The sequence below is a fragment of the Vogesella perlucida genome (assembly GCF_979366545.1).
Genome location: NZ_CEETRO010000006.1, coordinates 134,489 through 156,886, shown reverse-complemented (window position 1 = coordinate 156,886; position 22,398 = coordinate 134,489). Strand labels below are relative to the sequence as shown.

General features: G+C 55.1%; 23 protein-coding genes, 2 tRNA genes and 1 pseudogene. 16 read left to right on the top strand and 10 right to left on the bottom strand.

The annotated features are described in order from the left end of the window. Positions 1–180 precede the first annotated feature (180 nt). The 5 genes from ACZ9XP_RS10775 to ACZ9XP_RS10755 all read left to right on the top strand — a co-directional run bounded on the left by ACZ9XP_RS10775 (position 181) and on the right by ACZ9XP_RS10755 (position 4,252). Complete coding sequence (locus tag ACZ9XP_RS10775; RefSeq protein ID WP_465188411.1) at positions 181–756, top strand: helix-turn-helix transcriptional regulator; 576 nt, start codon at positions 181–183, stop codon at positions 754–756. Then, a complete protein-coding gene (locus tag ACZ9XP_RS10770) occupies positions 753–1,712 on the top strand; it encodes a helix-turn-helix domain-containing protein (protein ID WP_465188410.1) in 960 nt (319 codons plus the stop codon). Before ACZ9XP_RS10775 ends, ACZ9XP_RS10770 begins: the two co-directional genes overlap by 4 nt. A gap of 173 nt (positions 1,713–1,885) precedes the next feature. Further along, complete coding sequence (locus ACZ9XP_RS10765) at positions 1,886–2,965, top strand: phage/plasmid replication protein, II/X family (protein ID WP_465188409.1); 1,080 nt, start codon at positions 1,886–1,888, stop codon at positions 2,963–2,965. Between the two features lie 61 nt (positions 2,966–3,026). Continuing rightward, positions 3,027–3,248, top strand: a complete 222-nt coding sequence (locus ACZ9XP_RS10760; RefSeq protein WP_465188408.1) for an AbrB/MazE/SpoVT family DNA-binding domain-containing protein — start codon at positions 3,027–3,029, stop codon at positions 3,246–3,248. Between the two features lie 281 nt (positions 3,249–3,529). Continuing rightward, positions 3,530–4,252 carry an NYN domain-containing protein gene (locus tag ACZ9XP_RS10755; protein ID WP_465188406.1) on the top strand — a complete coding sequence of 241 codons (723 nt, stop codon included), beginning with the start codon at positions 3,530–3,532 and terminating at the stop codon, positions 4,250–4,252. 258 nt (positions 4,253–4,510) lie between these two features. On the opposite strand, the gene ACZ9XP_RS10750 is transcribed toward ACZ9XP_RS10755, so the two are convergent. Beyond that, positions 4,511–5,422 (bottom strand): hypothetical protein, encoded by a 912-nt coding sequence (locus ACZ9XP_RS10750; RefSeq protein ID WP_465188405.1) that lies wholly within the window; start codon positions 5,420–5,422, stop codon positions 4,511–4,513. A 332-nt stretch (positions 5,423–5,754) separates the two neighbouring features. Between ACZ9XP_RS10750 and ACZ9XP_RS10745 the strand changes: the two genes are divergently transcribed. The 3 genes from ACZ9XP_RS10745 to ACZ9XP_RS10735 all read left to right on the top strand — a co-directional run bounded on the left by ACZ9XP_RS10745 (position 5,755) and on the right by ACZ9XP_RS10735 (position 7,180). Continuing rightward, positions 5,755–6,048 carry a hypothetical protein gene (locus ACZ9XP_RS10745; protein ID WP_465188404.1) on the top strand — a complete coding sequence of 98 codons (294 nt, stop codon included), beginning with the start codon at positions 5,755–5,757 and terminating at the stop codon, positions 6,046–6,048. Between the two features lie 78 nt (positions 6,049–6,126). Beyond that, the gene (locus ACZ9XP_RS10740; protein WP_465188403.1) at positions 6,127–7,077 is read left to right on the top strand and encodes a site-specific integrase; all 951 of its coding nucleotides are present in this window, start codon (positions 6,127–6,129) and stop codon (positions 7,075–7,077) included. A gap of 22 nt (positions 7,078–7,099) precedes the next feature. After that, complete coding sequence (locus tag ACZ9XP_RS10735; protein WP_465188480.1) at positions 7,100–7,180, top strand: DUF4113 domain-containing protein; 81 nt, start codon at positions 7,100–7,102, stop codon at positions 7,178–7,180. Positions 7,181–7,323: 143 nt separating this feature from the next. Here ACZ9XP_RS10735 and ACZ9XP_RS10730 read toward each other — a convergent pair whose 3' ends face one another. After that, the gene (locus ACZ9XP_RS10730; protein WP_465188402.1) at positions 7,324–9,948 is read right to left on the bottom strand and encodes an AAA family ATPase; all 2,625 of its coding nucleotides are present in this window, start codon (positions 9,946–9,948) and stop codon (positions 7,324–7,326) included. Between the two features lie 148 nt (positions 9,949–10,096). Between ACZ9XP_RS10730 and ACZ9XP_RS10725 the strand changes: the two are divergent. From ACZ9XP_RS10725 to ACZ9XP_RS10710, 4 genes and pseudogenes are all read left to right on the top strand, one after another. Beyond that, positions 10,097–10,369, top strand: a pseudogene (locus tag ACZ9XP_RS10725) (hypothetical protein); the annotation flags it as partial. 32 nt (positions 10,370–10,401) lie between these two features. Next, a complete protein-coding gene (locus ACZ9XP_RS10720; RefSeq protein WP_465188401.1) occupies positions 10,402–10,653 on the top strand; it encodes a hypothetical protein in 252 nt (83 codons plus the stop codon). Then, entirely contained in the window at positions 10,625–11,044 is a 420-nt protein-coding gene (locus tag ACZ9XP_RS10715; protein ID WP_465188400.1) for a hypothetical protein, read from the top strand. Before ACZ9XP_RS10720 ends, ACZ9XP_RS10715 begins: the two co-directional genes overlap by 29 nt. Before the next feature lie 86 nt (positions 11,045–11,130). Beyond that, entirely contained in the window at positions 11,131–11,523 is a 393-nt protein-coding gene (locus ACZ9XP_RS10710) for a hypothetical protein (RefSeq protein WP_465188399.1), read from the top strand. A gap of 326 nt (positions 11,524–11,849) precedes the next feature. On the opposite strand, the gene ACZ9XP_RS10705 is transcribed toward ACZ9XP_RS10710, so the two are convergent. The 3 genes from ACZ9XP_RS10705 to ACZ9XP_RS10695 form a co-directional block, all read right to left on the bottom strand. Further along, a complete protein-coding gene (locus ACZ9XP_RS10705; protein WP_465188398.1) occupies positions 11,850–13,160 on the bottom strand; it encodes an FRG domain-containing protein in 1,311 nt (436 codons plus the stop codon). A 69-nt stretch (positions 13,161–13,229) separates the two neighbouring features. Continuing rightward, a complete protein-coding gene (locus tag ACZ9XP_RS10700; RefSeq protein ID WP_465188397.1) occupies positions 13,230–14,552 on the bottom strand; it encodes a hypothetical protein in 1,323 nt (440 codons plus the stop codon). 222 nt (positions 14,553–14,774) lie between these two features. Next, a complete protein-coding gene (locus tag ACZ9XP_RS10695; protein WP_465188396.1) occupies positions 14,775–15,680 on the bottom strand; it encodes a lysozyme inhibitor LprI family protein in 906 nt (301 codons plus the stop codon). Between the two features lie 280 nt (positions 15,681–15,960). Here ACZ9XP_RS10695 and ACZ9XP_RS10690 point away from each other — a divergent pair, with 280 nt between their 5' ends. Continuing rightward, positions 15,961–16,281: a helix-turn-helix domain-containing protein gene (locus ACZ9XP_RS10690; protein WP_465188395.1), complete on the top strand. Its 321-nt coding sequence runs from the start codon at positions 15,961–15,963 to the stop codon at positions 16,279–16,281. Here the strand turns inward: ACZ9XP_RS10690 and ACZ9XP_RS10685 are convergent. From ACZ9XP_RS10685 to ACZ9XP_RS10675, 3 genes are all read right to left on the bottom strand, one after another. Beyond that, positions 16,270–17,076 carry a hypothetical protein gene (locus ACZ9XP_RS10685; protein WP_465188394.1) on the bottom strand — a complete coding sequence of 269 codons (807 nt, stop codon included), beginning with the start codon at positions 17,074–17,076 and terminating at the stop codon, positions 16,270–16,272. The genes ACZ9XP_RS10690 and ACZ9XP_RS10685 overlap by 12 nt on opposite strands. Before the next feature lie 12 nt (positions 17,077–17,088). Beyond that, positions 17,089–17,577, bottom strand: coding sequence for a hypothetical protein (locus ACZ9XP_RS10680; protein WP_465188393.1), 489 nt, complete (start codon positions 17,575–17,577; stop codon positions 17,089–17,091). Between the two features lie 370 nt (positions 17,578–17,947). Then, a tRNA-Ser gene (locus ACZ9XP_RS10675) sits at positions 17,948–18,037 on the bottom strand. A gap of 291 nt (positions 18,038–18,328) precedes the next feature. Between ACZ9XP_RS10675 and ACZ9XP_RS10670 the strand changes: the two genes are divergently transcribed. Both ACZ9XP_RS10670 and ACZ9XP_RS10665 read left to right on the top strand, forming a co-directional pair. Further along, a complete protein-coding gene (locus ACZ9XP_RS10670; RefSeq protein ID WP_147688715.1) occupies positions 18,329–19,255 on the top strand; it encodes an ArgP/LysG family DNA-binding transcriptional regulator in 927 nt (308 codons plus the stop codon). Positions 19,256–19,308: 53 nt separating this feature from the next. Further along, positions 19,309–19,713 (top strand): cytidine deaminase, encoded by a 405-nt coding sequence (locus ACZ9XP_RS10665; protein ID WP_147688714.1) that lies wholly within the window; start codon positions 19,309–19,311, stop codon positions 19,711–19,713. Between the two features lie 64 nt (positions 19,714–19,777). On the opposite strand, the gene tilS is transcribed toward ACZ9XP_RS10665, so the two are convergent. Both tilS and ACZ9XP_RS10655 read right to left on the bottom strand, forming a co-directional pair. Further along, positions 19,778–21,085: a tRNA lysidine(34) synthetase TilS gene (tilS, locus tag ACZ9XP_RS10660; RefSeq protein ID WP_147688713.1), complete on the bottom strand. Its 1,308-nt coding sequence runs from the start codon at positions 21,083–21,085 to the stop codon at positions 19,778–19,780. Then, entirely contained in the window at positions 21,075–22,040 is a 966-nt protein-coding gene (locus tag ACZ9XP_RS10655) for an acetyl-CoA carboxylase carboxyltransferase subunit alpha (RefSeq protein ID WP_147688712.1), read from the bottom strand. Before ACZ9XP_RS10655 ends, tilS begins: the two co-directional genes overlap by 11 nt. A 230-nt stretch (positions 22,041–22,270) precedes the next feature. Between ACZ9XP_RS10655 and ACZ9XP_RS10650 the strand changes: the two genes are divergently transcribed. Further along, positions 22,271–22,346, top strand: a tRNA-Val gene (locus ACZ9XP_RS10650). The last annotated feature ends 52 nt before the right edge of the window (positions 22,347–22,398 follow it).

Here is a 22,398-nt window from a genome sequence, read left to right as displayed (position 1 = left end):
TCCACACGGATGTCTTTGAATCGACACTGCTTTATTGTCGAGGCGATCCTTCAGCACCGCTGAAGCATGGCTTGAATCCGCTGCAGTAGCGGGCAGGACCGAATGACGCCAACTAACCCTAACCGGGCTGGTTGGCGTTTGTCATTCCGGCTCCTGTAACCCCACTGCAAAGGAAACACCATGTCCCATACCGCCAAACCCGCCACCTTGCGGCCAACCTTGTGCCGCGACGTCATCATGGCCCGTATTGCACAAAGCCCGGCCGGTACCTTGGTACTGGTCAGTGCCGAGTACGCGGCGCTGTTCAAACCGGTACCGAAAGATGGCCGCCGCTATATCGTGCAGGACCCGGTACGCCCTGGCCTGTACCATGACGTATTGCCTAATGGTGTGCACACGGTGCTGGACCCGCATCGCCATACCGTGCCGGTGCGCATCCGCCACCACGATGGCACCCCGGTGAAGAAGCCGCCGCGCTACGCCAGCCGCCTGACGGTGAGCTGTGCACCACCGATTGCGCCCGACACGCCACCGCCCTTGCGCCTGATTACCTTGGCCCGCGTCACCGAGATCATCGGATTCAAAAAGAGTTTTGTGTACGAACAGCCAGACTTTCCGGAGCCGATTCGCTTGGGCAGCAGCCGTCGTGCGGCCGTGCGCTGGGTGGAAGCCGAGGTGGTCGCGTGGGCGGCCAAGCTGATGGCACGTCGTAGTACCGCCGCGCAGCAGGCCGCCACCGAACAGGAGGAGGCATGATGGCATCCCCCAAAGACGAGTTTCATCGTGTCAGCCAGTTTCAACTCAGCACACTGGACGAGTTGGCCGCCTTGGCCCGGCACACCCCGCCGTACCTGATGCAGGGCTTGATCTACCCCGGCGAGATCACCGTGTTCCGGCACCAGCCCGGTGCGGCGTGGCGCGAGTTCATGTATCTGCTGGCGCGTTCACTGGCCAGTGACGTCGACTTGGGGCCGTTTCAGACCCAAGGCGCGGTCGATACCTTGCTGCTGGTGAGTAACGGCCTGCTGCCCGCCGATGCCGCCTACGTGGCCGCCCTGCAAAGCTACGATGCGGACTGGACGGCTGCCGATACGCGCCAGCACCTACACCTCTATCACCGCGCCCAGCAACAAGACGAGTCAATACAGCTTGATAGCGCAGAAGGCCGCAATGCCTTGCTGGCCTCGCTGCGGCCCGGTACCAAGGTAGTGATCGTGGATGACATGCTGAGCTGGTTCAGCGATAGCAAGTCGCCACCTCACGACAAGGTACGCGTCGAGCTGGTGCTGCAAGACCTGGACAAGCGCGGCATCGCCTTGGTGTTGTTTGCGGCCAACGGCAAAGCGGGTGACCGCTTTTGTCAGCAACATCTGGCGCATCGCATGCACGAGGTCTGCCTCACGCCCGATACGTGTGCGCCGGCAGAGATTGGCGGCGGCTTGCGCCTGCAGCGAACGCATCGCGGGCTACACGAGCCTTTACCGCGTTGCATCCAGTGGTGGTGGCTGGTGAAAGACGGCGAATTCCACACCGGCTGGCAGATCCCGGAGCCGGAAGACGAGCGTACGGCCAAGCAGGTAGCGTTGGCCGAGCGCCAGTTGCTGATCCGCCAGTACGCCGCCGCGGGCTGGCGGCAGCGCGAAATCGCCAAGTGCCTGGGCATTCATCAGTCCACGGTGGCGCGTACGTTGGCGCGTGGCGGGCAAAGCTGAGCACTGTTGATGCATGCGGCGGTGTCTGATGCATCGTCCGCATGCATGCATATTTGCATCAAACGGACCACGGCGAGGTTGGCCGCATTGGCATGCCAACCGCTATACCACATCAGATTTGTACGCAATTTGAACATGTCACTCACCAACCAGGCCCTCAAGCCCTCTCTATCATGTTCACCGCTACCCCCAGCACTACCAGCACACAGCCAGCCAATATCCACATCGACCGTTTCCGCGTTACCGGACCCTGCACGCATAGCGTGCTGGGCGGTGGCCAGTGGGAGTACATCGACTTTGACAGCGGTGAAATCCGCCACGCCGGCAACGGGTTAAACGGCAAACTCGATCATCCCGACAGCCAGTTCTATGTCCGCTCACGCAAGGTATGCAATGGCGTGGCTAGCCAGCTGGAAATCCACGTGTGCCCACCCAAGCTGCTGCAGCGTCACAATGTGTTCGGGCACGGCAATCTGCATGATTACGTCTGCCGCATCTTTGATCTGCTGACCCACCGATACAACATCACCGTGGACCCGCGAGAGCGGCAGTACTGGCTGGACGGCTTGTACTGGCTTACCGAAGTCCACCTCACCGCCAACTTTGCCTGCCAGCGCGAACTGCTGCAGCCCATCATCGATGCGGTGGACCAGCACCACGGCAAGGGCAAGCACCGCAATGGTGACAGCGAAATCAGCCTGGGCTTTACCCGCAAACGCCGCAGCACCCACCACGTGCTCACCCTCTACGACAAGTACCAGGAGCTGCAGCAACACTGGCGCAAGCCCGGCCCGCTGCAACAGCGCATTCTGGCTGACTTCCGCCACGCACTGCGGGTTGAACTCAAGCTGTACTCGCAAGGGCTGGCGTACCTGAAGCTGCAAAGCGGCCGTGCGTGGTGGGACCTCGACCTCGCCGAGCTGTACTTTCGCGGCCTGCGCCATTACCGCCTGCGCCACGCTATCCAGCGCCTGCTCACCGACGACGAACTCGTCATGCTGACCCTGCCCGAACGCAACGTCTACGAAGCCTGGCTACACGGGCGCGACGTCAAATCCTTGTTCCGTAGCCGCAGCAGCGTGCACAAGTACGTTGGCAGCATCGAGCGCAAAACCGGTATCAACATCCTCAGCCACCGCCGCCCCGAACGCTTGCCCGCCGTCGATCTGGCCGAGTTGTTCAGCCCCGGCAACGTGTTGCCGGTACCGGCTTGGGCACACGGCACCGCGTGCTACGTACCGCCGCTCGGCTAAGCCAGCTTGCCGCGCCCCAGCGCAATTTGCTGATTGTCATTGGCGATACAAGGAGAAAACCATGACCGTCCGCTTATGCCGCTGGGGCAACTCAACCGGCCTGCGCTTGCCCGCTGCCTTGCTGCAAGCCGCAGGGTTGGCCGCAGGCCACTACGTTTCCGTCCGCTTGCTGGATAACGGGGACATTCGCGTGCGACCTGTCGGGCCTGCTTGCCCCGCCGAAAGCACCGAACCCGCGGCCAGCACAACCAACTCCACAGATTTGGGAGGTGACCAATGGTAAGCCTGCCAAAAACAAACCCGGCACCGACCAAGGCCAGTACCGGGCTGTATTGCTGCTACCTCTGCTTATGCTTACTGCTGCTTGTGGGGGAGAGGTGTTGGTAAAGGGGGCTTTTTAGGCAGCAAAAAACACGCGCTATATGAAGACGAGTCAATCACTTATGAACGGCGATTGGAAATTTATCTATTGCATGATTTATTATTCGATAGATATTTAGATTTTTTTTGACTTTGGCATGAAATTTTTATATATTATGGCAGTCATTTCCACATTTTATAGTCATGAAAAAGCAAATGTATAATATTGCGGTCTATGTTGACATGGAAAATGTTGCCTCGACTGACTTTGTACTTGAAGATCTAATGAGTGCTTTGCTTCGCGCCGATGATGATCATAATTGTATTTTCGTAATAAAGGCAGCATATGGTAACCAAGTCACGGGAAGAAAAACCCTTAAAGAGCAACTGATCGACCATAATTTTACTCTGATCGACACCCCGAAAATTGGTGTTGAGAAGAATCGTGCTGATCTTTTTATCAGCCTAGATGCGTTCGAAACACTGTACCTAGGAAACCCTAAGATCGATCGTTACTGCTTTCTGACCAGCGATTCTGATTTCACTGTGATTGGTGACCGACTTCGCAAGTACGGTAAGGAGGTGTGGCTGGTTTGCCGACGGATGGACAAAGACCGTGCAATCTTAGCCAAGGCATTTGATACGCTACTCTTTCTTGAGGACTTTGCTAGGACCCAAATCAAGACGTTTGATGATGCTATCGAAAATCTTTTCGTCAAAGCATTACGTAACATTGATCGCAACAAACTGCCAGTCAATGTATCCACTGCCAATAGCAAAATGAAGGAGCTTGATCCCAGCTTTGATGTCTCACGGACCCCATATAAAAATTTTATGCCACTCTTGAAAGAGATGGCAAGCCGAGGACATCTTCGCTTTATCACTTCATCCAGCGGTGAAAATAGGATCACAGATATTCTTATTTAGGGGAGGTCTGGAAAAATCTCTGAGTAAAAATATTGAAAAAATATAGTCAATGTGTTGTTACGCTCCAAGGTTGTAGTCGGTCTCTTGTTCAGACCATCCTTAGAAAAATAGTGGCTACTTAAAATACTAGCCAACTTTCGGGACTACGCTCACAGGAAAATATAAGTGGTTAAGCAAGGCCGTTTAAGCCTTACTTGACTCGTTGTCTGGTCTATTCCGCAAGGACAGGCGTGATGGGAAATTGAACCTCAGACTTCATTATCGATATGGTTTGGCACTAACAAAGACGCTAATATTCACACCTAATGTGTCAGCCAGCCCCATTGTTTCAATCGCAAACTTGTGGTCAGCTTTTGGCCCGAAGTGCACCATCGAGTTATTAGAAATTAGGCCCATATTGCTTTCAATGTAAGCGCGCTTCGGATCTCTGTTATCAAATTGAACTCCTGAGGCTTGAGCATAGTCATCCTTATGAACGATAGATCGAACCTCTCTTTCCGATGCATACTCAGAGGACTTAAACAAGAAGAGGAGTGGGTGTGTGGCTTGAATTACTTCTTCAAGATCGGCCATCGCGTTGGAGCGGCTTCTTCGTATATGGTTGAGACGCTCAACAAGGGCTTGCTCAAGTTTACGAACTGGACGCGTGGCAGCCGCTGTACCTCCGCCTCTTGTTTCAGTACCGTAAGTGACGCGGTATAGTTGGTTTGGAAATACTGGGAGTAGGTTTGTAAGGGGAATCATTAAACAAGAACCTTTCCCATCTGCGCCATAAAAACGCCAGTGATTCAAGGAGTCGCTTGTCGACTCTTCACCAGCTTTGACCGTTGTTACTGTCCAGCACGAAAGAAACGTACATTTGTTATAAGCAGAGTAAAGAAGGCGCGATGTTCTTAGCTGAGCTAGGCGTTCAACGAATGCTTCTTTATGTGGATGAGTACATTTCCGTGCTGCTCGAATCATTACATCAACTAGATAGCGCCCTTCCTCTGGATCATTCATGTAATCACCATCAAACTGTCGCATAACGTTTGTGGCGGGTGTCTGAAGAAGTAAGCGCGGTGTTTCTACGCTCGTGTAATGTGCCGCATACTCGGTAGCATCAGCCCTAGTTACCCGCTGATCATTGAGAATTGTGTCTACCTCAATGCGATAGTCGTTAATATCCATAGTATTTTAGCAGCTATGAGTGAAGGGTTTTATAGAGTGCAACATCAAAAAACACGAACAGTGAAGATGTACGTTGGTTTTGTATTTTGTGCTAAATAAATTTTATTTCAAGAAGTAAACTCGGCGGCTAAATAATAATTCGATCTAATCTTTACCAAAGTTACACCGCCATCGCGCTATAGTTAATCGCCTGGTAGCTTGAAACTGCGGCAGCATTTGCCGCGCCGCCAAGCGGTTACCGCATCACCACAAGCCAAGACGTTTACGCGTCTTGGCTTTTGGCATTTCTGCAGCCGGTACCGCACGGCGGCCAACCTTTCAAGGAGCCAGCCATGCAAGCCAAGCATCCCCAATCCTTACCACTCTTTTCTCTCGGCCGTGTCGTTGCCACCCGCGCCGTGTTCGATCACCTGATGGCCAATCAGCACGACGCCAAGCCATTCTTAGGGCGTCACCAGCGCGGCGATTGGGGCGATGTGCCGCCCGAAGATGCCGCCGAAAACGACTTTGCCGTGAAGAACGGCTTGCGCATCTTTTCCAGCTATCAGATGGCCGCCAAGCGCGTCTGGGTCATTACCGAAGCCGACCGCAGCGTCACCACTTTGCTGTTCCCTTGCGAGTACTAGCCAGCCAGCGGCCAGCGTGCCGCTTTATTGCGATGCGCTGACTAACGCAAACATAACATTCGAATTGATGACAAAGCCATGAAAAACGTGATTTTGACCACCGAGCAGCAGGTGGATACAACAGATGAAAACCTTTCCCAGCCTGCTTATACGGCTGAAGAGCTGATGGCGGCGGCGCAGTCTCTTTCAACGAAACGGGAGTATGCCAATGATGTGCGGTACTTTTGCTGCGCCGGTGGCAGTATCCCGGCCACGCCTGAGCAATTGGTGCAGTACTTGGTAGCCGTCGCCGGCAAACTGGCCGTGGCTACGCTAGAGCGCAGGTTGGTGGCCATCCATAAGGCCCACATCGACCAAGGCTACCCATCGCCAGTAAAGCACGCCTTGGTGAAGCGCACCATGCAGGGCATCCGGCGTACCTTTGGCAAACGGCAGCGCCGCGTCAAAGCCTTGGTGCGCGATGACTTGCTGGAAGTCCTGTTTGCGATGGGCGATCAACGACCAATACGAGCAGCCCGAGACCAGGCCTTGATACTGGTTGGCTGGGCGGCTGCACTACGGCGCTCGGAGCTGGTGGCATTGCGGTGTGAGGATGTGACGGAGTACCCGGACGGGCTGGAGATACTGCTGAGGCGGTCCAAAACAGACCAAGAAGGCGTTGGCCGCACGTGCTTTATCCCCTACGCGGGCGGCAACCGTTGCCCGGTGCTGGCGCTAAAGCACTACCGCGAAGTAGCTGGGATTAAAGACGGCTGGCTGTTTCGGGCGGTAGACCGCCACGAGAACGTGTCCACCACACCGCTTAGTGCTCAGTCCGTGGCGCTAATACTGAAAGAGGCGGTGAAGAAGGCTGGTGGCGACCCCGGCCAAGTGAGTGGCCACAGCTTGCGGGCCGGCTACTGCACTCAGGCAGCCATCGCCGGGCTACAGCCGTGGCAGATACGAGAGCAAACTGGGCATACCAGCGACCTGATGCTGGCCAGGTACATCAGGCCGGTGGCAAAGCGGAAGATACCGAGTTTGTTGTAAGGGCCAGACCTCCATACAAAAAGTGGCACTTGGTTGGGCGATGCGGCAAGAAAAAAGGTTGCTACGATGGACGACCTGTTGGGAGGAGTTGCCGGTGGTGTAGAAGTGGCCGGTTGTCGGCCTTAGCAGCCCTTCACTGGTGAGATGAAAATTGGCTGCTTGCGCCTTGAAAGCAGCCACAAAAGTATCTTGCCAACGAGCGGCTACTCAAGAAACACGTCACGTCAAGAGATTACTTACCTTGAGTTAGCGTCCGAGTAGCACTGCTAATGCCTCATCCAATGCTGTAACCGATTCGACTATTGTGCGCACAGTGGTGCGGTCGAACTCATGGTCACGTTGGGAGTCGTGCACACCACTGTTGAGATAGCCCCATTCGATGCTTCCTGCGCCAACACCAAGCAGGCGTGTCAATCCTGCGACGACATCTGGTGCTCCGTCGTGCTGTGCAGCGATGCGATCGACGGCTGACCGTAACTTAGTACATTTGTTATTAAGCTCCCATGGCGAGCGGGGACCACCTAGCTTGAGCTCAATGCGCCCATCCGTACGTCGACCCAGCCAAGTCCAGATACGGTCAGTCAGGCTCTCCAGCGCAGGTCGAGCCTGGCGCAGTGCCTCGCGCTTCTCGTCGGCAGCCAATGCCTGCTGGGCCAGCAGAACGTAGTTCTTCGTCGGCGGATTGCTGTCGACGCGGAGCTCGTGCTCCCCTTGATGCGGCAGGAACTTATAGCGCTTGATGGACGTGGCACGACGAGTGCCCAACTCCTGCTGGATGCGATGCAGGAACTCTTCGGCGTGCGAAGTTAGGATGACTTGCTTTCCATCCAGCAGACCATCCTCGAAGAAGGTGCGCCAAATCCCATCGCGGTGGTCATCGTCGATCGCATTGACAACATCATCAAAGATGACTACGGGGCAGCCCTGCGCGATGTTTTTGGCCAGTAGTATCGCCAGGCCCAAGCATTTGATATGTCCTTCACTGAAGACGATCAGTGCGTCATAGCGTACGCCCGGTTCGCCGACGTACTCCACCTCGATCTTGCCGTTCTCTGCCACTGGCAGCCACAGCGCGTGCAGCAGGTCGCTGGGCGGATCAGCGCGATTGAACGCGTTGTACAGATGGCGGGCCTGTTCTCCCAGGCCCTGGAGCAGTACGCCCGGCAATGCGGCCAGGTAGGCCTGGATCTCGGGCAGGAAACCGTCGTAGGCGGCCTTGATCCGCTGATGGTGCGCGACCAGCGGCACCTCTGCCGCGACAGCCTGGATCAGTTCGTGGTTCGCTTTGTCGAACTGGGCCACGGTTTGGTGGGCTGTAGCCAGTTCCTGGTCCGCCGTCATGCGCATGGTCCGAAGTTGTTCGACCTCCAGCCGATGCTGGTTCAACCTGTCCCGTTCTTGGGCCAGCGCTCCGCGCTGGGCAAGCACTTCGCGAGCCTGCGCGTCGAACTGCTCAATGATTTCAGCGACCCGCAGCAGAGCGTTCCAAGCATGTCGCTCACCATCGACCCACGCACCGAGCCAGTTGCCTGCAGCGGTGGGAGGCAGCTGAGGCAGGCCCGCTGCCTGCAGTTCAGCAGGACACGCATGTACAGCGGCCGCCACGACTCGACGCATCTCGTCCCAGAGCAACCGCACGGCCTCACTCAGTCGCGTCCGAAGATTGGCCTCTTGCTGCTGAAGGGCAGCCAATTGCGCGAGCTGCTCCAATCCCGCGCGCGCCTTGGCGAAAGGATCCTGAGCCACAGCAGCCAGGTCGGTACCGCATGCGGGACAGGCGGTCGCCCCGTCGGCTAGGGCTAGCACCGCCTCGTAGAGCTTAGCGTATGACACCTCGCCAGCACGGGCTGCGAGCTGACAGGACGACTCCTGCCAAAACCCCTGGACGCGGTAGGCTTCTGCCAGAAGTGCCTGCAGCTGCGCTCGGGTGACCTCGTGTACGGCAGGTGGGACGGCATCCAGCTGTCCTTGGACAAACGGCAGCCGCCCTTGCTGTTGCGGCGTACCGAGCAGCCAGTCCACGCAAGCCTGGTACGCCACGCCGGGGAACATGCGCTGCGCCAAGGCATGCTCCAAGCCCTCGACTGCTGAGATTTTTTGCGGGTAGGCCGCGATCGTTTGCTCGGAGTTCGATAGTTGCAGGCGGCGCTGTACCAACTGAGACGCCTGAACCCCAACGAGCATCAAGTCCTGATCGAGCGAGGGATTGAAGCCACGGACGAATTCGCTGAACTGATCCACGCCGAACAAGGTCGCGATGAGCTGTCTCTGATCGCTTGGGGTTCGCGCGGCGATGCGGGCGAAGTCATCGAGGCGGTTCTTTTCTATGAAGCAGAAGCGGTACTCGGTCTCGTCTGGCCGCACTGTCTGAGCCTGGCCAGCCCCTCTGGCGGAGAGAACCGGCGCGACATGGCGACGCAGGCGGGCATTGTTGCAGTAAATACGCTGATCGACCCGCTTGACTTGCGCTTCACTGATAGAGCCAAGCATCGCCACTTCTAATGCCTCACAGAAGCTGCTCTTGCCTGTGCCGTTGGCGCCATAGACAAGGGTGATGTCATGGCTGAGGTCGAACGTCTCCTGCCGCATAAACCCGCGAAACGGCCCCACCTCTAGCTGCTGCAGGCGCCCAAGTGCCGGCCCAGCTTCGGGCTCGTGAGCCTCCACGTCGTGCACGACAGGCAACTGCGCCAGTTGCGCGACTGCCAGCGGTGCAAGGCGAGTGGACCGCCCACGGCGCGCTGCTCCGACCTCGGCAAGTGGCTGCAGATGATTTAGCACTAGGTGCGCGAATCGGCGCACGTCGTCGTGCACTTCTCGCTGCTTCAGGTACGTTAGAAAGCGTTGATACTCCGAATGAATGCTTGCCATGCAGTCCCCTCCACTCAGAAAGACGCTTTCAGCCGCGTCCGTGGTGATGTTTAGCCGCCATGATAGCACATGGGCATGCCCACCCTGACTGAGAACGAAGCTTTGGCCGTGGTGGAAGTTTATGACGTAACGGTATAATAACTGCTATCGACCGAACGCCCATGAAACTCAAGAGGAGGAGCAACGGCAAATCCGAGCTCACATACTTGAAATCTTGTCTGGCGAAAAGCCGCTTCGATGCACATCACAAACATCCCACAGGACAATGCCGGCACACCAAATGAGGCGTAAACATACTGCCGCGGGAGGCCGGGTCTGGCCTAGCTGGGCGTTCAAGCGGACGTCAACACTGGCCATGGCTTCGCCATTTTCATGGCCAATGTCGGTACCCTTCGCCCTGTCGGGCTCCGGCGCCGCATAACTTGGGCGTTAGGCGCTTATGAGGATACCTTCGTGTCTATAGAACTATCACTATTGACAGGTGTTATTGCCACAGCAGTCAGCGTTGTATCCCTGCTGAAACCACTTATTTCTTCAATTCTTCAAAAGAAGATTAAGGAGTCTATCACCGTATCGATAAAGGTAAATGGCATTGAGCTAAGGTCGGTCGAGCTTCACGGAGAGACCGGTAAGGAGGCCATAGAGAAGCTCTTAAACAACCTTGCGGAGGTGAAGAATGGTGACAAAGCCGTCGATCCGAAGTAAGGATTCATCAAGCGTCCTTGGCGCAGGAGCTGCTGGAGGCGGTATCGGAACGGTTGTCGCGTCAATAGCCGCCAGTCTGCCTGCTGACTCCCCGTACAAATCTTTCTTAACCGTCTGCGCACCATTGGTGACTATTTGTATTTCTGGCCTCTGGCTCTTTGTGAAGACTGTGTACATTGATCCATATGTTGCCCGAAAGTCTTATCAGGCAAACCATAGCTATATAGAAACACTATTGGCAGACGCAAAGCGTTATGAGGGAAGCGTTCTGGCCGATCCTCGTTCGACAGCAAAACACAAGGAAGAAGTGCGCAAAGAGGTAGAGCGCCTTGAAATCGCACTTATGCAAGCCATTGCAGAGAGAGTAAATCTTGTCGAAATACGCGCCTAACAAATCATTCCACCGGACCTGTCGCGGCAAGCCACGCGAGTCCGGTAAATTCAAACGTTAGACAACAAGGGAGCCATTGCGAGCATATGAGCGATTACGTCGTCTATCACAAGGTAGAAAAGATGGGCTATCAAGCCCTAGACATCGAAAAGCTGGCGATCTACACAAAGAAGCCAACAGATGGCAAGACGGGAAATCGAATCTGGCTAATTGCAGGCGAAGGCAGCCCCCGGCGCTACTACTTGAGGGCAACCTTTCGCATCGGTGGTGTCGAACCGTCGGATAAGCCAGAGTTCAAGTCTCGGGTCACTGGGACCGACGGGCAATTGCTAGATCCAATGCCACTTCTCAATAGTGAGGCATGGCTTCCTGGATTTGTGGAGGAGCAAGGTCGCTTCGCCTTTGGGTTCAATCGAATTCAGAATGCCGCTGCAGTTGCTGGCCTCCGGAAGTTGCTGCTTGCAAGCACTCTTCGGTAGCCGACTATGCACTTACAGGCGCACAGCTGGTTGTCTAACCTGGCGCTCAACCGGATCCGCAACGGCATGCCGGTTAGCTCAAACGTTAGTGTCCGCTTTTTCATGAAGGCATCGACTGCTTTGGGTCAAACAGACATAGTCAACATTGGCAGTGATTGACCGCTTAGGCCGACCTGTAGCCGTCCGGAAAGGGTCAACGGCAAATTGTCGGCCTTTGCGGACCTAATGATGCTTCCACATCTACGTCCGCAAGGCAGGTTGCTGCAATTGGAATCGTCGAAGAAGCGAATTGCAACGTCTTTACCTCACCGAACTCGACTGAGTAGTCAGTCTACCTTTTCTCCCTTAAATGCGAACTTATCTGCAATGTACTTGGCTGAGTTTTCGATGTAGGGAAAAACGGTGCTCTCGTTAATATTCAACTGATCTAGCTGTCGGAGGACATTGCGCTTGTTTGTGACGGCAATTCGCTGAACCGCAATCACGTCTGTACCGTCCTCATCAAGTGTTGCATCGTGGCCGAAGAGCAGAAATGCGCCAGATTGGAACGCTATCCGGTCGTTGGTATGTTTCCCTTTAACGCAAATTACTGACCGGAGGTGACTAGGAATCAATCTGCCCTCAAAGAATGGCTTTTCCTCTTTTATGAAATGAAGTAGTTGCTTGATCGCAGGTTGCTTATTGAATTTGCGCACATCCTGACTGCTGAAATCAATTGCATCTCGCGAACTAGGTGGAAGCCGAGTCAGATTTGCAATGCAACTGGCAGTATCTGAATCGAAATATTTTATTTCGCTTCGGTCTAACGAAAATACAATGACTTCGCCATCGTGATCAAGGTTGCTTTTGCATGCAAAGTACAGCGCAATCAATGGATTAGAGCTGATGTCAAGAAGGCGAGTAGGCAACGAGTAATGCTGCATCCGGACGAGCCGATCCAGGGTGTAAACATCACCGTGGAAGTCGATGGAATTCGAGATTAGAAGCTCTCGAAACATTCGGTCTTCCGCATCGCGATACATGAAATTGCCGCGTTCGTCCTTCCTGAAAATGAATGGTTCTAGTCTGTACTTTGCGCGATTTGAATGCCCTCGGTAGAATACCTCCCGGCCACTGTGATCAAGGTTCAAGACATTCTCAATGAATGTGCCGACGCTATTTGCTTGGAACGCAGGTACAGAGACGGGCGGGAGGTCCGCCTTTGAAACCTTCGAGTTTTCTGTATCTCCAGTGGCAATACCGGCATTTGCCAAAACCTGGAAAAGATCTTCGTCCTTGATTGCCCAGTGCGTCCTATTGAGTTCCCATCCTCGGATGTCGAGAGCTGCTTGAAGCGGCTTAATTTGCTCAAAGGGTATTGGTGCAATGTTAGGGTCGATTTCAGGTTCAACGTATAGCAGACGTCCGCCTTGACGCGACTTGACTCGCTTTAATCGCCCAACTCGCATGGGCTCGTCGGTGCCTTCATAAGCGAATAGGCACGGCAACTCAGTTAGCGTCTGAATCTGCGCATCCCTGAGTTCCTGGAAGCTGGCGGCGATTTCGTCACTCGTATATTCGAGAAATCGACCTCTGTCGTACTCGTAGCCCTGTAGGTCCCAGGCCCCTGTGCTGGATGTCACGAGAAAGTTAAACATGACTTACATTCCTGTGAATTTCGGTTATTGTGGGCTAATGTGGCAGAAACATATCCATGACGTCGTTACCTAGGATCTTCGTGATAGCTGCATGTAAAAAAACTTCCGGATCAACGTCCCAGTAAATTCATGAACGTTGATATAGTAATCAGGAAAATCACTAACGTACTTTTTCCCCTTCAAGATCAGCGGACGATTCGGCCTATAGGCAGAATAGTTATGCAGGTTTATGCCGGTATGGACGAATTTTGACCTATCTTCATATATCTGTTTAAAAACTCTATTCAAGTATCTATTGCTATCAGAGTGCGAGTCAACGAACTTCTTGAATCGCTCGCTAATTTTCCACTCATCACGCGCGACTATTGCGCTACAGCTAGGGCACGAAACGTCTATTTTCTCCTTTCGTTGATCTAACAGCGCCTCGATTGCTGATACATAAGCAATTAACTCATAGGAGATGGTGTAGAGCTCGTTTAGCCGTCGATTCATCTTCCTACGTAGGTCGAGGCCTTCATGAAAGCGCCTGCATGACTGGATGTATTTATCGTTGTTAAGAATCAGGCTGAGAATTTGATCAGCACGTCGAGGAAGCGAGAGCTGTCCCTCTGTTATGCAGTCACCTTCTTCGATAATTCTCTTCGTGGAGTCGCTGAGTCGAATTACCTTCTTCACCTCCTCCTGTGCAGTGAATCCAGAGTCGTCTATCCATCCTGCGGAGGTACTAACATCATCCCAAACAGATTGGAAAACCTCCGCGGTTAGTTTCTTCCACGGTAAGTCTTCCGAGACCACGAGGTGACGCTGTGTGACAACTGAAAGGGCGGCTGCGATGTTTAGTGCTAGGTTTGAGCCTTCAAAATATTGTTCATGCTCATCGGATGCGACGAGAGGGACTAGTATGTACCCGTCAACGTCTTCGTCTTCCGTTCGGGGCTTCCTCAGCAATAGTCCTGACGAAAGTAACTTGTAGTCACCGGACAACTTGGCTCCTGCCTGAAACGGCACCATAAAGTAGCCACTTTTTTCGGCTAACTTCCTAGATGGTAATTTCGCGACTTTAGTTATGGCCGCTTGAATCTTGCCTTCAAATTCTTTGCTGACCGTCCGCGTCTCGTAATGCTGCGCGGCGACCAATACGTGAGTCAGGCCTTTCGCCGTATGATTGAAAAATGATAATTCCGCGATAAACGGCAAGTCACGATCTGACCAGCACACACAGAACTCATAGACCTCTGGATCATCGGTATCAAGGTAGTTTTGGTAGCAGCTAACGCGACCGATCGACCTTGAGAACTCATCCCAGAGCTCGCCAAGATATTCGTTCACCCTCTCCCTTGGAATCGATAACTCGATCCTTTTGAAGCTAGCATTTTCGAGATTAAACGGCATATATCATTTGCCTTTTGATTTTTTTGACTCTGTCTCTTGTTTTGTATTGCCTTCTGATCGCTGGTGCTTTGTAGCTACCCGCCGTATTCTCAATCTCACCTAGTTGGAGTGTTGCTTATGAGCACAATTTTGTGCAGTCCGCTTATGGTTGTGAAGGGATGTTATCAGCATGACGCTCGAACGTCCGCAAAGGCCGAACTCCGGGCCTACTGGATGCCCTTACTAACGCAACTCCACCAGCCTTTGCTTGTAAGCACCCTCCAAACAGGCCGCATCCGTACAAGCATCCCGAACTGTCCGTCGCCAGTTCGCCTGCTGCTGTTTCAATCCACTCCTGTCCGTACTCGATGCCAACTTGGCTTTATAGGCTGCTGCAGTATCTCTATCTGCTGCGGCCAACTTCGGGTTGGTACAGATCATCTTCTCCACGGTGGTGCTGGCTTTGGCGCATTCAAAGCTGGGGCTGCTATCTGCGGTATTGGTCGTATCCACAGTAGTGGCGGCAATGCTGGCTAGCTGTGCAGGTGGTGGGTCTAGCTCGGCAGCAGATGGCTGAGTGGTGGCTGATGCTTCTGTCTGTTTGAAGCGGGGATAGTTGGCTGTTTCGGTGACGACTTCCACGGTACTCAGGGCTGGAGTATCTACAAAATGCCAGCCGCTTTCTGCTTTGCCCATATGTCCATTGCCGCGCACTTTGATGGCGACTGGCACTGCTATCTGGCTTTGGCCGGATTTGGCAGCTTCTTTGGCAGTACTGCGCATAATCTGCAGCCGGGACAGAGCTTCTAAGCTCTGGCATGGCACCAGCGTGTTGATCCGGTTCTCTAGTTGTTCTTTGGCTTGGCTTAGCCGCCTTACTTCCGGGTCGGCGTTGCGGTCGCCACCTACCTGCCCACTCGCTATTCGCACATCGGCTTCATACTGTGCCTTCTCCAATGCCAGCTGTGTGGGGTGCATCTGCGCATCCAGATGGCTCCATTCGGCAAACATCTTTCCCGCTGCTTCGGCACCGCCTTTGATGCTGACGGTGTAGGTAAATGCCACTTCATACACTTTACTGTCAACTTCTGCATCATCTACCTTCTTCACATCCGACACTTGCAGAATCGGGCATTCGTAAGTGGCCACCAGGTCTTGCTGGATGTCAGTGTCCTCCGGTTTGTTGCTGCAGGCACTCAGGCAAGTGCATATGGCTAGCATGGTCAGCCAGTGTCGGAATGGCTGTTGCTGAAGAGTGGTTAGTGAGTCGATTCTTTTGCTTGTCTGGTGGCGCATTTTTGATCCCTTTGTTCGATAAGTATGTCTTTAGGTCTCGTGGTGGAACTGACTGCGACTACAATGCTACGAATTACGTAGTATCTGAAATATACAGCACCTACGAATCTCGTAGCTATTTGGGCGCGAGACGATGGATGCAAATCAGCTTTGGGGTCGCCGTCTAAAGCAGGCGAGGTTGGCCGCAGGCTTGTCGCAAAAGAGCCTGGGCATTGCGGCGGGCATAGATCCGTTTGTGGCCAGTACCCGTATCAATCGCTATGAGCTGGGCGTGCACAAGCCAGACTTGTTGACTGCCAGTAATCTGGCCAAGACCTTGGGGGTGCCTTTGGCGTTTTTCTATGCAGAGGAGGACGATATGGCTGATTTGATCTACCGCTACAGCAAGGCAGATGCGGAAGCCAAGGCGCAAGTTGTGCAGTTGCTAGCAGCGAATCCAGGTTTAGCGGAATAGACGACGGAGTTCGTTCACCACCTCAAGCAGCAATCCTTCCGGCAGTCCTTTGACCGATTCCGGCAGCTGCATGGCGAGTAACCGCTGTCTGAACTGGTCATGCTGCTGGAACCGTGCAATCAAGGCTTCGCGCAGGATGGTGCGGTAGGCGGTGCTGTCTGGCTGCGATTGCCAGGCTTTGCGTAAGGCCAGTGGCCAGTGATTGGGATGGGCGGATGGCCAGATGCGGCCAGCCAAGACGAAGGGATAAGGGCTTTCTGGCAGTAACCAGCTAGCGGGAGAGTCGGCGTTTTCAACGCGCCAAGTTCGTATCGTAAGGGTATGGCCCTGTGGACTGAATCCGACGCTGCCGTCCAGTGCCGGCAAGTAGCCCAGCTGCCACGTGCTGTTTTGACCTAAGCCCAAACGCAGCCGCAAGGTAATCATGGCTTCGTCTACCACCATGTTCGCCAGCATCAATCTGGGCGCGGTATCTGTGCCCACCAGGTCTTGCAGCGCGTGGCCGCTAATGCAGTGGCGGGGCAAGGTCAGGTCGAACCGTTTATCGCCTGCCTCAGTTGGCAGCACGCTTAGCCTGTAGCCTGGCGAAGTCAGCACGCCATTAGCCGCGATACCTAGTGCGGTCCCGCTTGGCCGCATGCCGTAGCGTAGCGGCGACCAGCACGCCAGCACCCCATCCTCAAAGTGCAGCAACACGGCACCGGCTAGCAGGCCGGGCGTCCCGGTATCGAGACGCCACGGCTCCACCAGCTCGATGCGGTGCAGCTGCTGGAAGTACAAGTCCTCAAGCAGCATGGTGCACCGTCCTTAGCCTTTGGCATCGCGATACAACTCGGTGACTCCGACATACCAAGCAGGCCGCAGCTTGGCGATGTCACCCACGCCGCTGCGCAGGTACAGCTTGGGGTCAGCGTGCGGGTAAGGGTCGATCACGTAAGGCTGTGCCGATTTGCCATCCTGGCCCGTGTTGCGATGGTAGAGCACGCACCGGCCCACTTCCCAGTCAGTGTGATAGTCGGTCATCACAATGGCGATTTCCGGCAACTCCGTGTAGCTGGAGCACGGTTTCCAGGCACCGCCTTTGAGGTTGTTGGCGACCAACAGCTTGCCGAGCAAGGTTTCATCCAGCCACGGATAAAACGGGCCGACCTTGGGCATGCCCAGCGTTTCGGCCTGCTGGTACACGGTGTCTAACGGCTTGCTGCTGAGGGTGGCGATCACGGCCAGCAGATCGTCGTGGCGGTCTTGCTGGGCGACGCGTTTGAACAAAGGCTGCAGAGAAGTTGGGGTAGTCATGGTGAAGCTCCTGATCCGGATGGAAAAGGCGCAGCGGCACCTGCCCGCAAGTTGGCAAGTAAGGCGAAATCAACACGGAGTGCCCAAGGCGGGCGAGGAGGATGGCTGCGCGTGGTGCCGGGCCGTAGCCAGTAGTAGATACGGTGGCATTTTCACGTTATCACTGGCAAACAGCCTGGATCGAGGAGCGTAAAACTTTGGCAGCCTGCCGTTTCAGACGGTGCGCAATCCGTGTGCCGGGGCTGAAAAGCAAAAAAGCGATGCACGGTAGCATCGCTTTTTTGATAGTAGCTTTGATATTTGCGTTGTTTTTTGCCGGCTGATAAAATTAAAAACAGCCTTAAAAATCAAGCGCATACCAAAAAATATTTGGCGGAAGCGGTGAGATTCGAACTCACGGAAGGCTCACACCTTCGGCGGTTTTCAAGACCGCTGCCTTAAACCACTCGGCCACGCTTCCTTCTGAGGCTTGATGCCTTCAAGAGCTGAGCATGTTACGCAAATTTTCTCTGTTTGGCTAGAGTCGCGTCATGCAATTTATTGCCTTTTGCTACATGTCATCGCCTTAAATCAAAGCAATCAGATAGCCACCAATCTTCAAAACAAAACCCTGCAAATACCACTACCACCCCTCAAGCAGCCCTTATTGCGCATGTAAATGATTGACTTCAAACGATCAATGACAAACAATTTAACCTTATTGCATAGATATCTTTTCACTGACGCATGACAACCACGACTCCATATCACCATGCTTGACAGCAAACTTCTGCAAACGCTGGCCTCCGTCATCGAAACCAATGGTTTTGAACGTGCAGCCGCACAACTGGGTGTAACCCAATCAGCGGTATCACAACGCATCAAGCAGCTTGAGGTGATGGTAGGACAACCTTTGTTAGTTCGTAGCCAGCCCCTGGAGCCAACGGCGGCAGGAAAGAGCCTGTTGCAGCACTACAAACAGATCAAGCTACTGGAGCTCGACTTGATGCAACACCTCAAGCCCGAGCCTGGTAACAGCACGCTGAATATGCTCAGTATCGGCGCCGATGCCGACAGCCTGTCTAGCTGGCTTTTGCCTGCGCTATTACCGCTCGTCAAACAACAGGGATTACAGCTGCGTATCCTGCCTGGCGAGCAAGTAACCGACCCGGCAAACGCGCTGAACTCGGGGCACCTATGCGGGTGGCTTAGTCATGACAGCACCACCATGCATGGCAGCCAGTGCCAACACTTGGGGGAAATTCTCTATCAGTGCGTCTGCACACACGCATTTCGTGAAAGCCATTTTCCTGACGGCATGAACGCGTCGTCGCTGGCACACGCACACGCTGTCATTTTGCACGGCCAACAAACCCGGCATGCAGGCTACCTGTATCAACGCACGGCCTACCAAGGCTGCTTTCCTTTTTCCAGCATGCCCACACCGGATGCCATGCTTGACTTTATCCAGGCCGGGCTGGGTTATGGTTTGCTACCGCAAGCGTTTCTGGAACAGGCGGCCAATCATGCCAGCCTGGTCAACCTGGGTGCACCGTTGCACCTACCCCTCTACTGGCACCATTGGCGCGCAGAGCCTGCGATTGCCCGTGCGCTGGGCGAAGCACTGCTGGCAGCATGTCAGGTTCGGCATGACGAACACAGCAAAGTCTCGGCGGGCGTCATCACAAGAAATGATTGACAGCGCTGCCCGGCAGCAGGAATATCCCTCGCCCTTTTGCGTGGAGAGCATTGATGGAACACACCATCCCATGGGATACCCTGGCCAAGGAAGCTCGTGCGGCAGCACGCCATGCCTATGTGCCTTATAGCCGCTTTACTGTAGGGGCTGCCATCCTGACAGCTGACGGCAAGATCGTACGCGGCTGCAATGTAGAAAACGCCTCGTATGGCCTGACAAATTGCGCAGAACGCACTGCCATTTTCACCGCCCGGGCAGAGGGCATGGAAGAGGTACTGGCAGTGTGCATCTATACACCCACCGCCACTCCTACCCCTCCCTGCGGCGGCTGCCGACAGGTACTGAACGAGTTTGGGCCGACCATGAAGGTGCGCGCCATTTGTGATGGCGACGACATCATCGATACCACACTGGATGCCTTGCTGCCCGGTGCATTTGGCCCGAAAAACCTGGGCTAGGCTCATATGGCATGTAAAAAGAGCGGGCCGGCTCCTTGCCGGCCCGCTCTTTTTGATAATCATCTTACCTAGGGATGGCAGCAGGATGCCACTGAGGCCACCACCCCTCCCCTTGCGCCTGATAGGCGGCACTAACACCCAGCCCTGGCACAGCTAGTAATGTGCCGTCTGCATGATGCAGTAGTGGCCAAGCGTCGCGCAGTGCAGCAGGGACAGCATGGGTCTGGAACAGCTTTTTCAACGCCACGCGGCCAACCTTTTGCGGTAGGGTTTCGCCCCCTTTGCGCGCCGTCAGCCACATGGCTTGCCCCGCGCACCCTTCCGATAAGCCACCTTGCGTGCGAACCCACGTCAGTTTGCCCAGCGCCGTCACCAAGGGCAAGCCAGGCTGACAAACCATGGGCAAAACAAGCGGGCCATCGTACCAGGCCACCGCCATCAGCTGCTGCCGGTAGCGTAGTATTTGCCCCTGTGGCAGCTGCAGTCTGGCCGCCTCCCCCACCAGCACGGCCTGCTGAAAAGCCAGCATGGCAGCAGGCGCGGGGGAAGACCAGCCCAGCTGACCCAGCCAATGCAACAGCAACAAGCGCTGCCTTGCCGCCGACAAGGCCTGCCAGCTTGGCAGCTGCAGGATACTACCCGACAGGCACTGCGCAGCATCCAGTGCCGCCATTTCATCCAGCACACTGGCTGCATCTGCCATCTGCGCTGCGCTGCGCGCCAGCCTGGCATCCAGCCCGCTCACACGTTGCCGCAATGCAGGCAAAGTGTGCAGGCGCAGATAATTGCGCAGATAGTTGGCCGCATCCGCATTGCTGTCGTCTTCGACCCACTGCAGGCTATGCTGGCGGGCATAAGCGGCCAACTGGGCACGGCTACAGGCCAATAACGGGCGCCACAGCCACTTGCCCTGCCACTGGCGTAGCGCTGGCATGGCAGCCAATGCCCTCACACCACCGCCACGTAGCAGCTGAAGCAGCGCCGTTTCACTTTGATCGTCGGCATGATGCGCCAACACAAGCACTTGCTGCGGCGAGCGGGCGAAGGCTGCGTAGCGTGCATCGCGTGCCACCGCCTCCAGGCTCTCTCCCCCCTGCCGTTGCAATTGCACCCGCTCGGCACGCAGCGGCACGCGCCGCAGGGCACATTGCTGCTGGCAATGCACCAGCCACGCATCGGCCTGCTGGCTAATGCCATGGTGCACGTGGGTAGCAGATAGCTGTGGCCCACCCTGCTCGTCGCGCCAACGGCAAAGCAAGTCCAGCAATACCATGGAGTCCAGCCCGCCTGACAGGGCTACGTCCAAATGAGAATGGCCGGACAAGGTGTCCGGCCAGTTCTGGATCAAGGCATTTAGCAGGTCAGGCTGCATTTTCCTTGAAGCGCCCGTAGCTCATCAGGCGATCGAAGCGGGTTTTCAGCAGCTCGTCCACGCCGCGGCCGTTAGCCTCTTTCAGCTGGTCTTGCAGTACACGCTTCAGCGCCGTCATCATGGCGGCATGGTCGCGGTGCGCACCACCCAGCGGCTCATTTACGACGCGGTCGATCAGACCCAGCGTTTTCAGGCGCGGCGCCGTAATACCCAGCGCCTCGGCTGCATCGGCAGCGCGTTCGGCGGTTTTCCACAGAATGGAAGCGCAGCCTTCTGGCGAAATCACCGAGTAGGTGGAGTATTGCAGCATGTTCACGTAGTCGCCCACGGCAATCGCCAGCGCGCCACCGGAACCGCCCTCACCGATCACCGTAACGATAACCGGCACCTTCAGGCGGGCCATTTCGTACAGGTTGCGACCGATAGCTTCGGACTGGCCACGCTCTTCTGCACCGATACCCGGGTACGCGCCCGGGGTATCGACAAAAGTGATTACCGGCAAGCCAAACTTCTCGGCGGTGCGCATCAGGCGCAATGCCTTGCGGTAGCCTTCCGGACGCGGCATGCCGAAATTCCGGTAAATCTTCTCTTTGGTATCGCGGCCTTTCTGGTGGCCAATCACCATGACAGGCTGTTCATTGAAGCGCGCCAGGCCACCTACGATTGCCGGGTCGTCGGCAAAAGAACGGTCACCATGCAGCTCCTGAAAGTCTGTAAACAGGCTGTTAATGTAATCCAGCGTATAAGGACGCTGCGGATGACGCGCCACAATTGCAATTTGGGAAGGGGTCAGTTTGCTGTACAAGGTTTTTGTCAGCTCTTGGCTCTTCTTCTGCAAGCGCGAAATCTCTTCCGAGATATCGAGGACGGAATCGTCTTGGACGAAACGCAATTCCTCTATCTTGTTCTCGAGCTCGGCAATGGGCTGCTCAAAATCAAGAAAGGTCGGCTTCATGCTTAGGTTCCGATTAGGGACAATCGGGCAATGATACATGAGCGGTTTGCATCACGCACCACCCTGTCAGACAAAATGCGGACAGCATCACTTGCAACAAAAACAGACGCTTGTAGAAAACCTGCATTTTTCTTGCAATAACCCCTTGCAGCCCCGCCCAGCCTGTGTTTTAATTCGCCTCCTCGCTGAACGACGCAGCAAAAACAGCGTCGCAGCAGAGACAGATTTCAGGGCGTTTAGCTCAGTTGGTAGAGCGTCTGCCTTACAAGCAGAATGTCGGCGGTTCGACTCCGTCAACGCCCACCAAGTTTTACGGTTGGAGCGGTAGTTCAGTTGGTTAGAATACCGGCCTGTCACG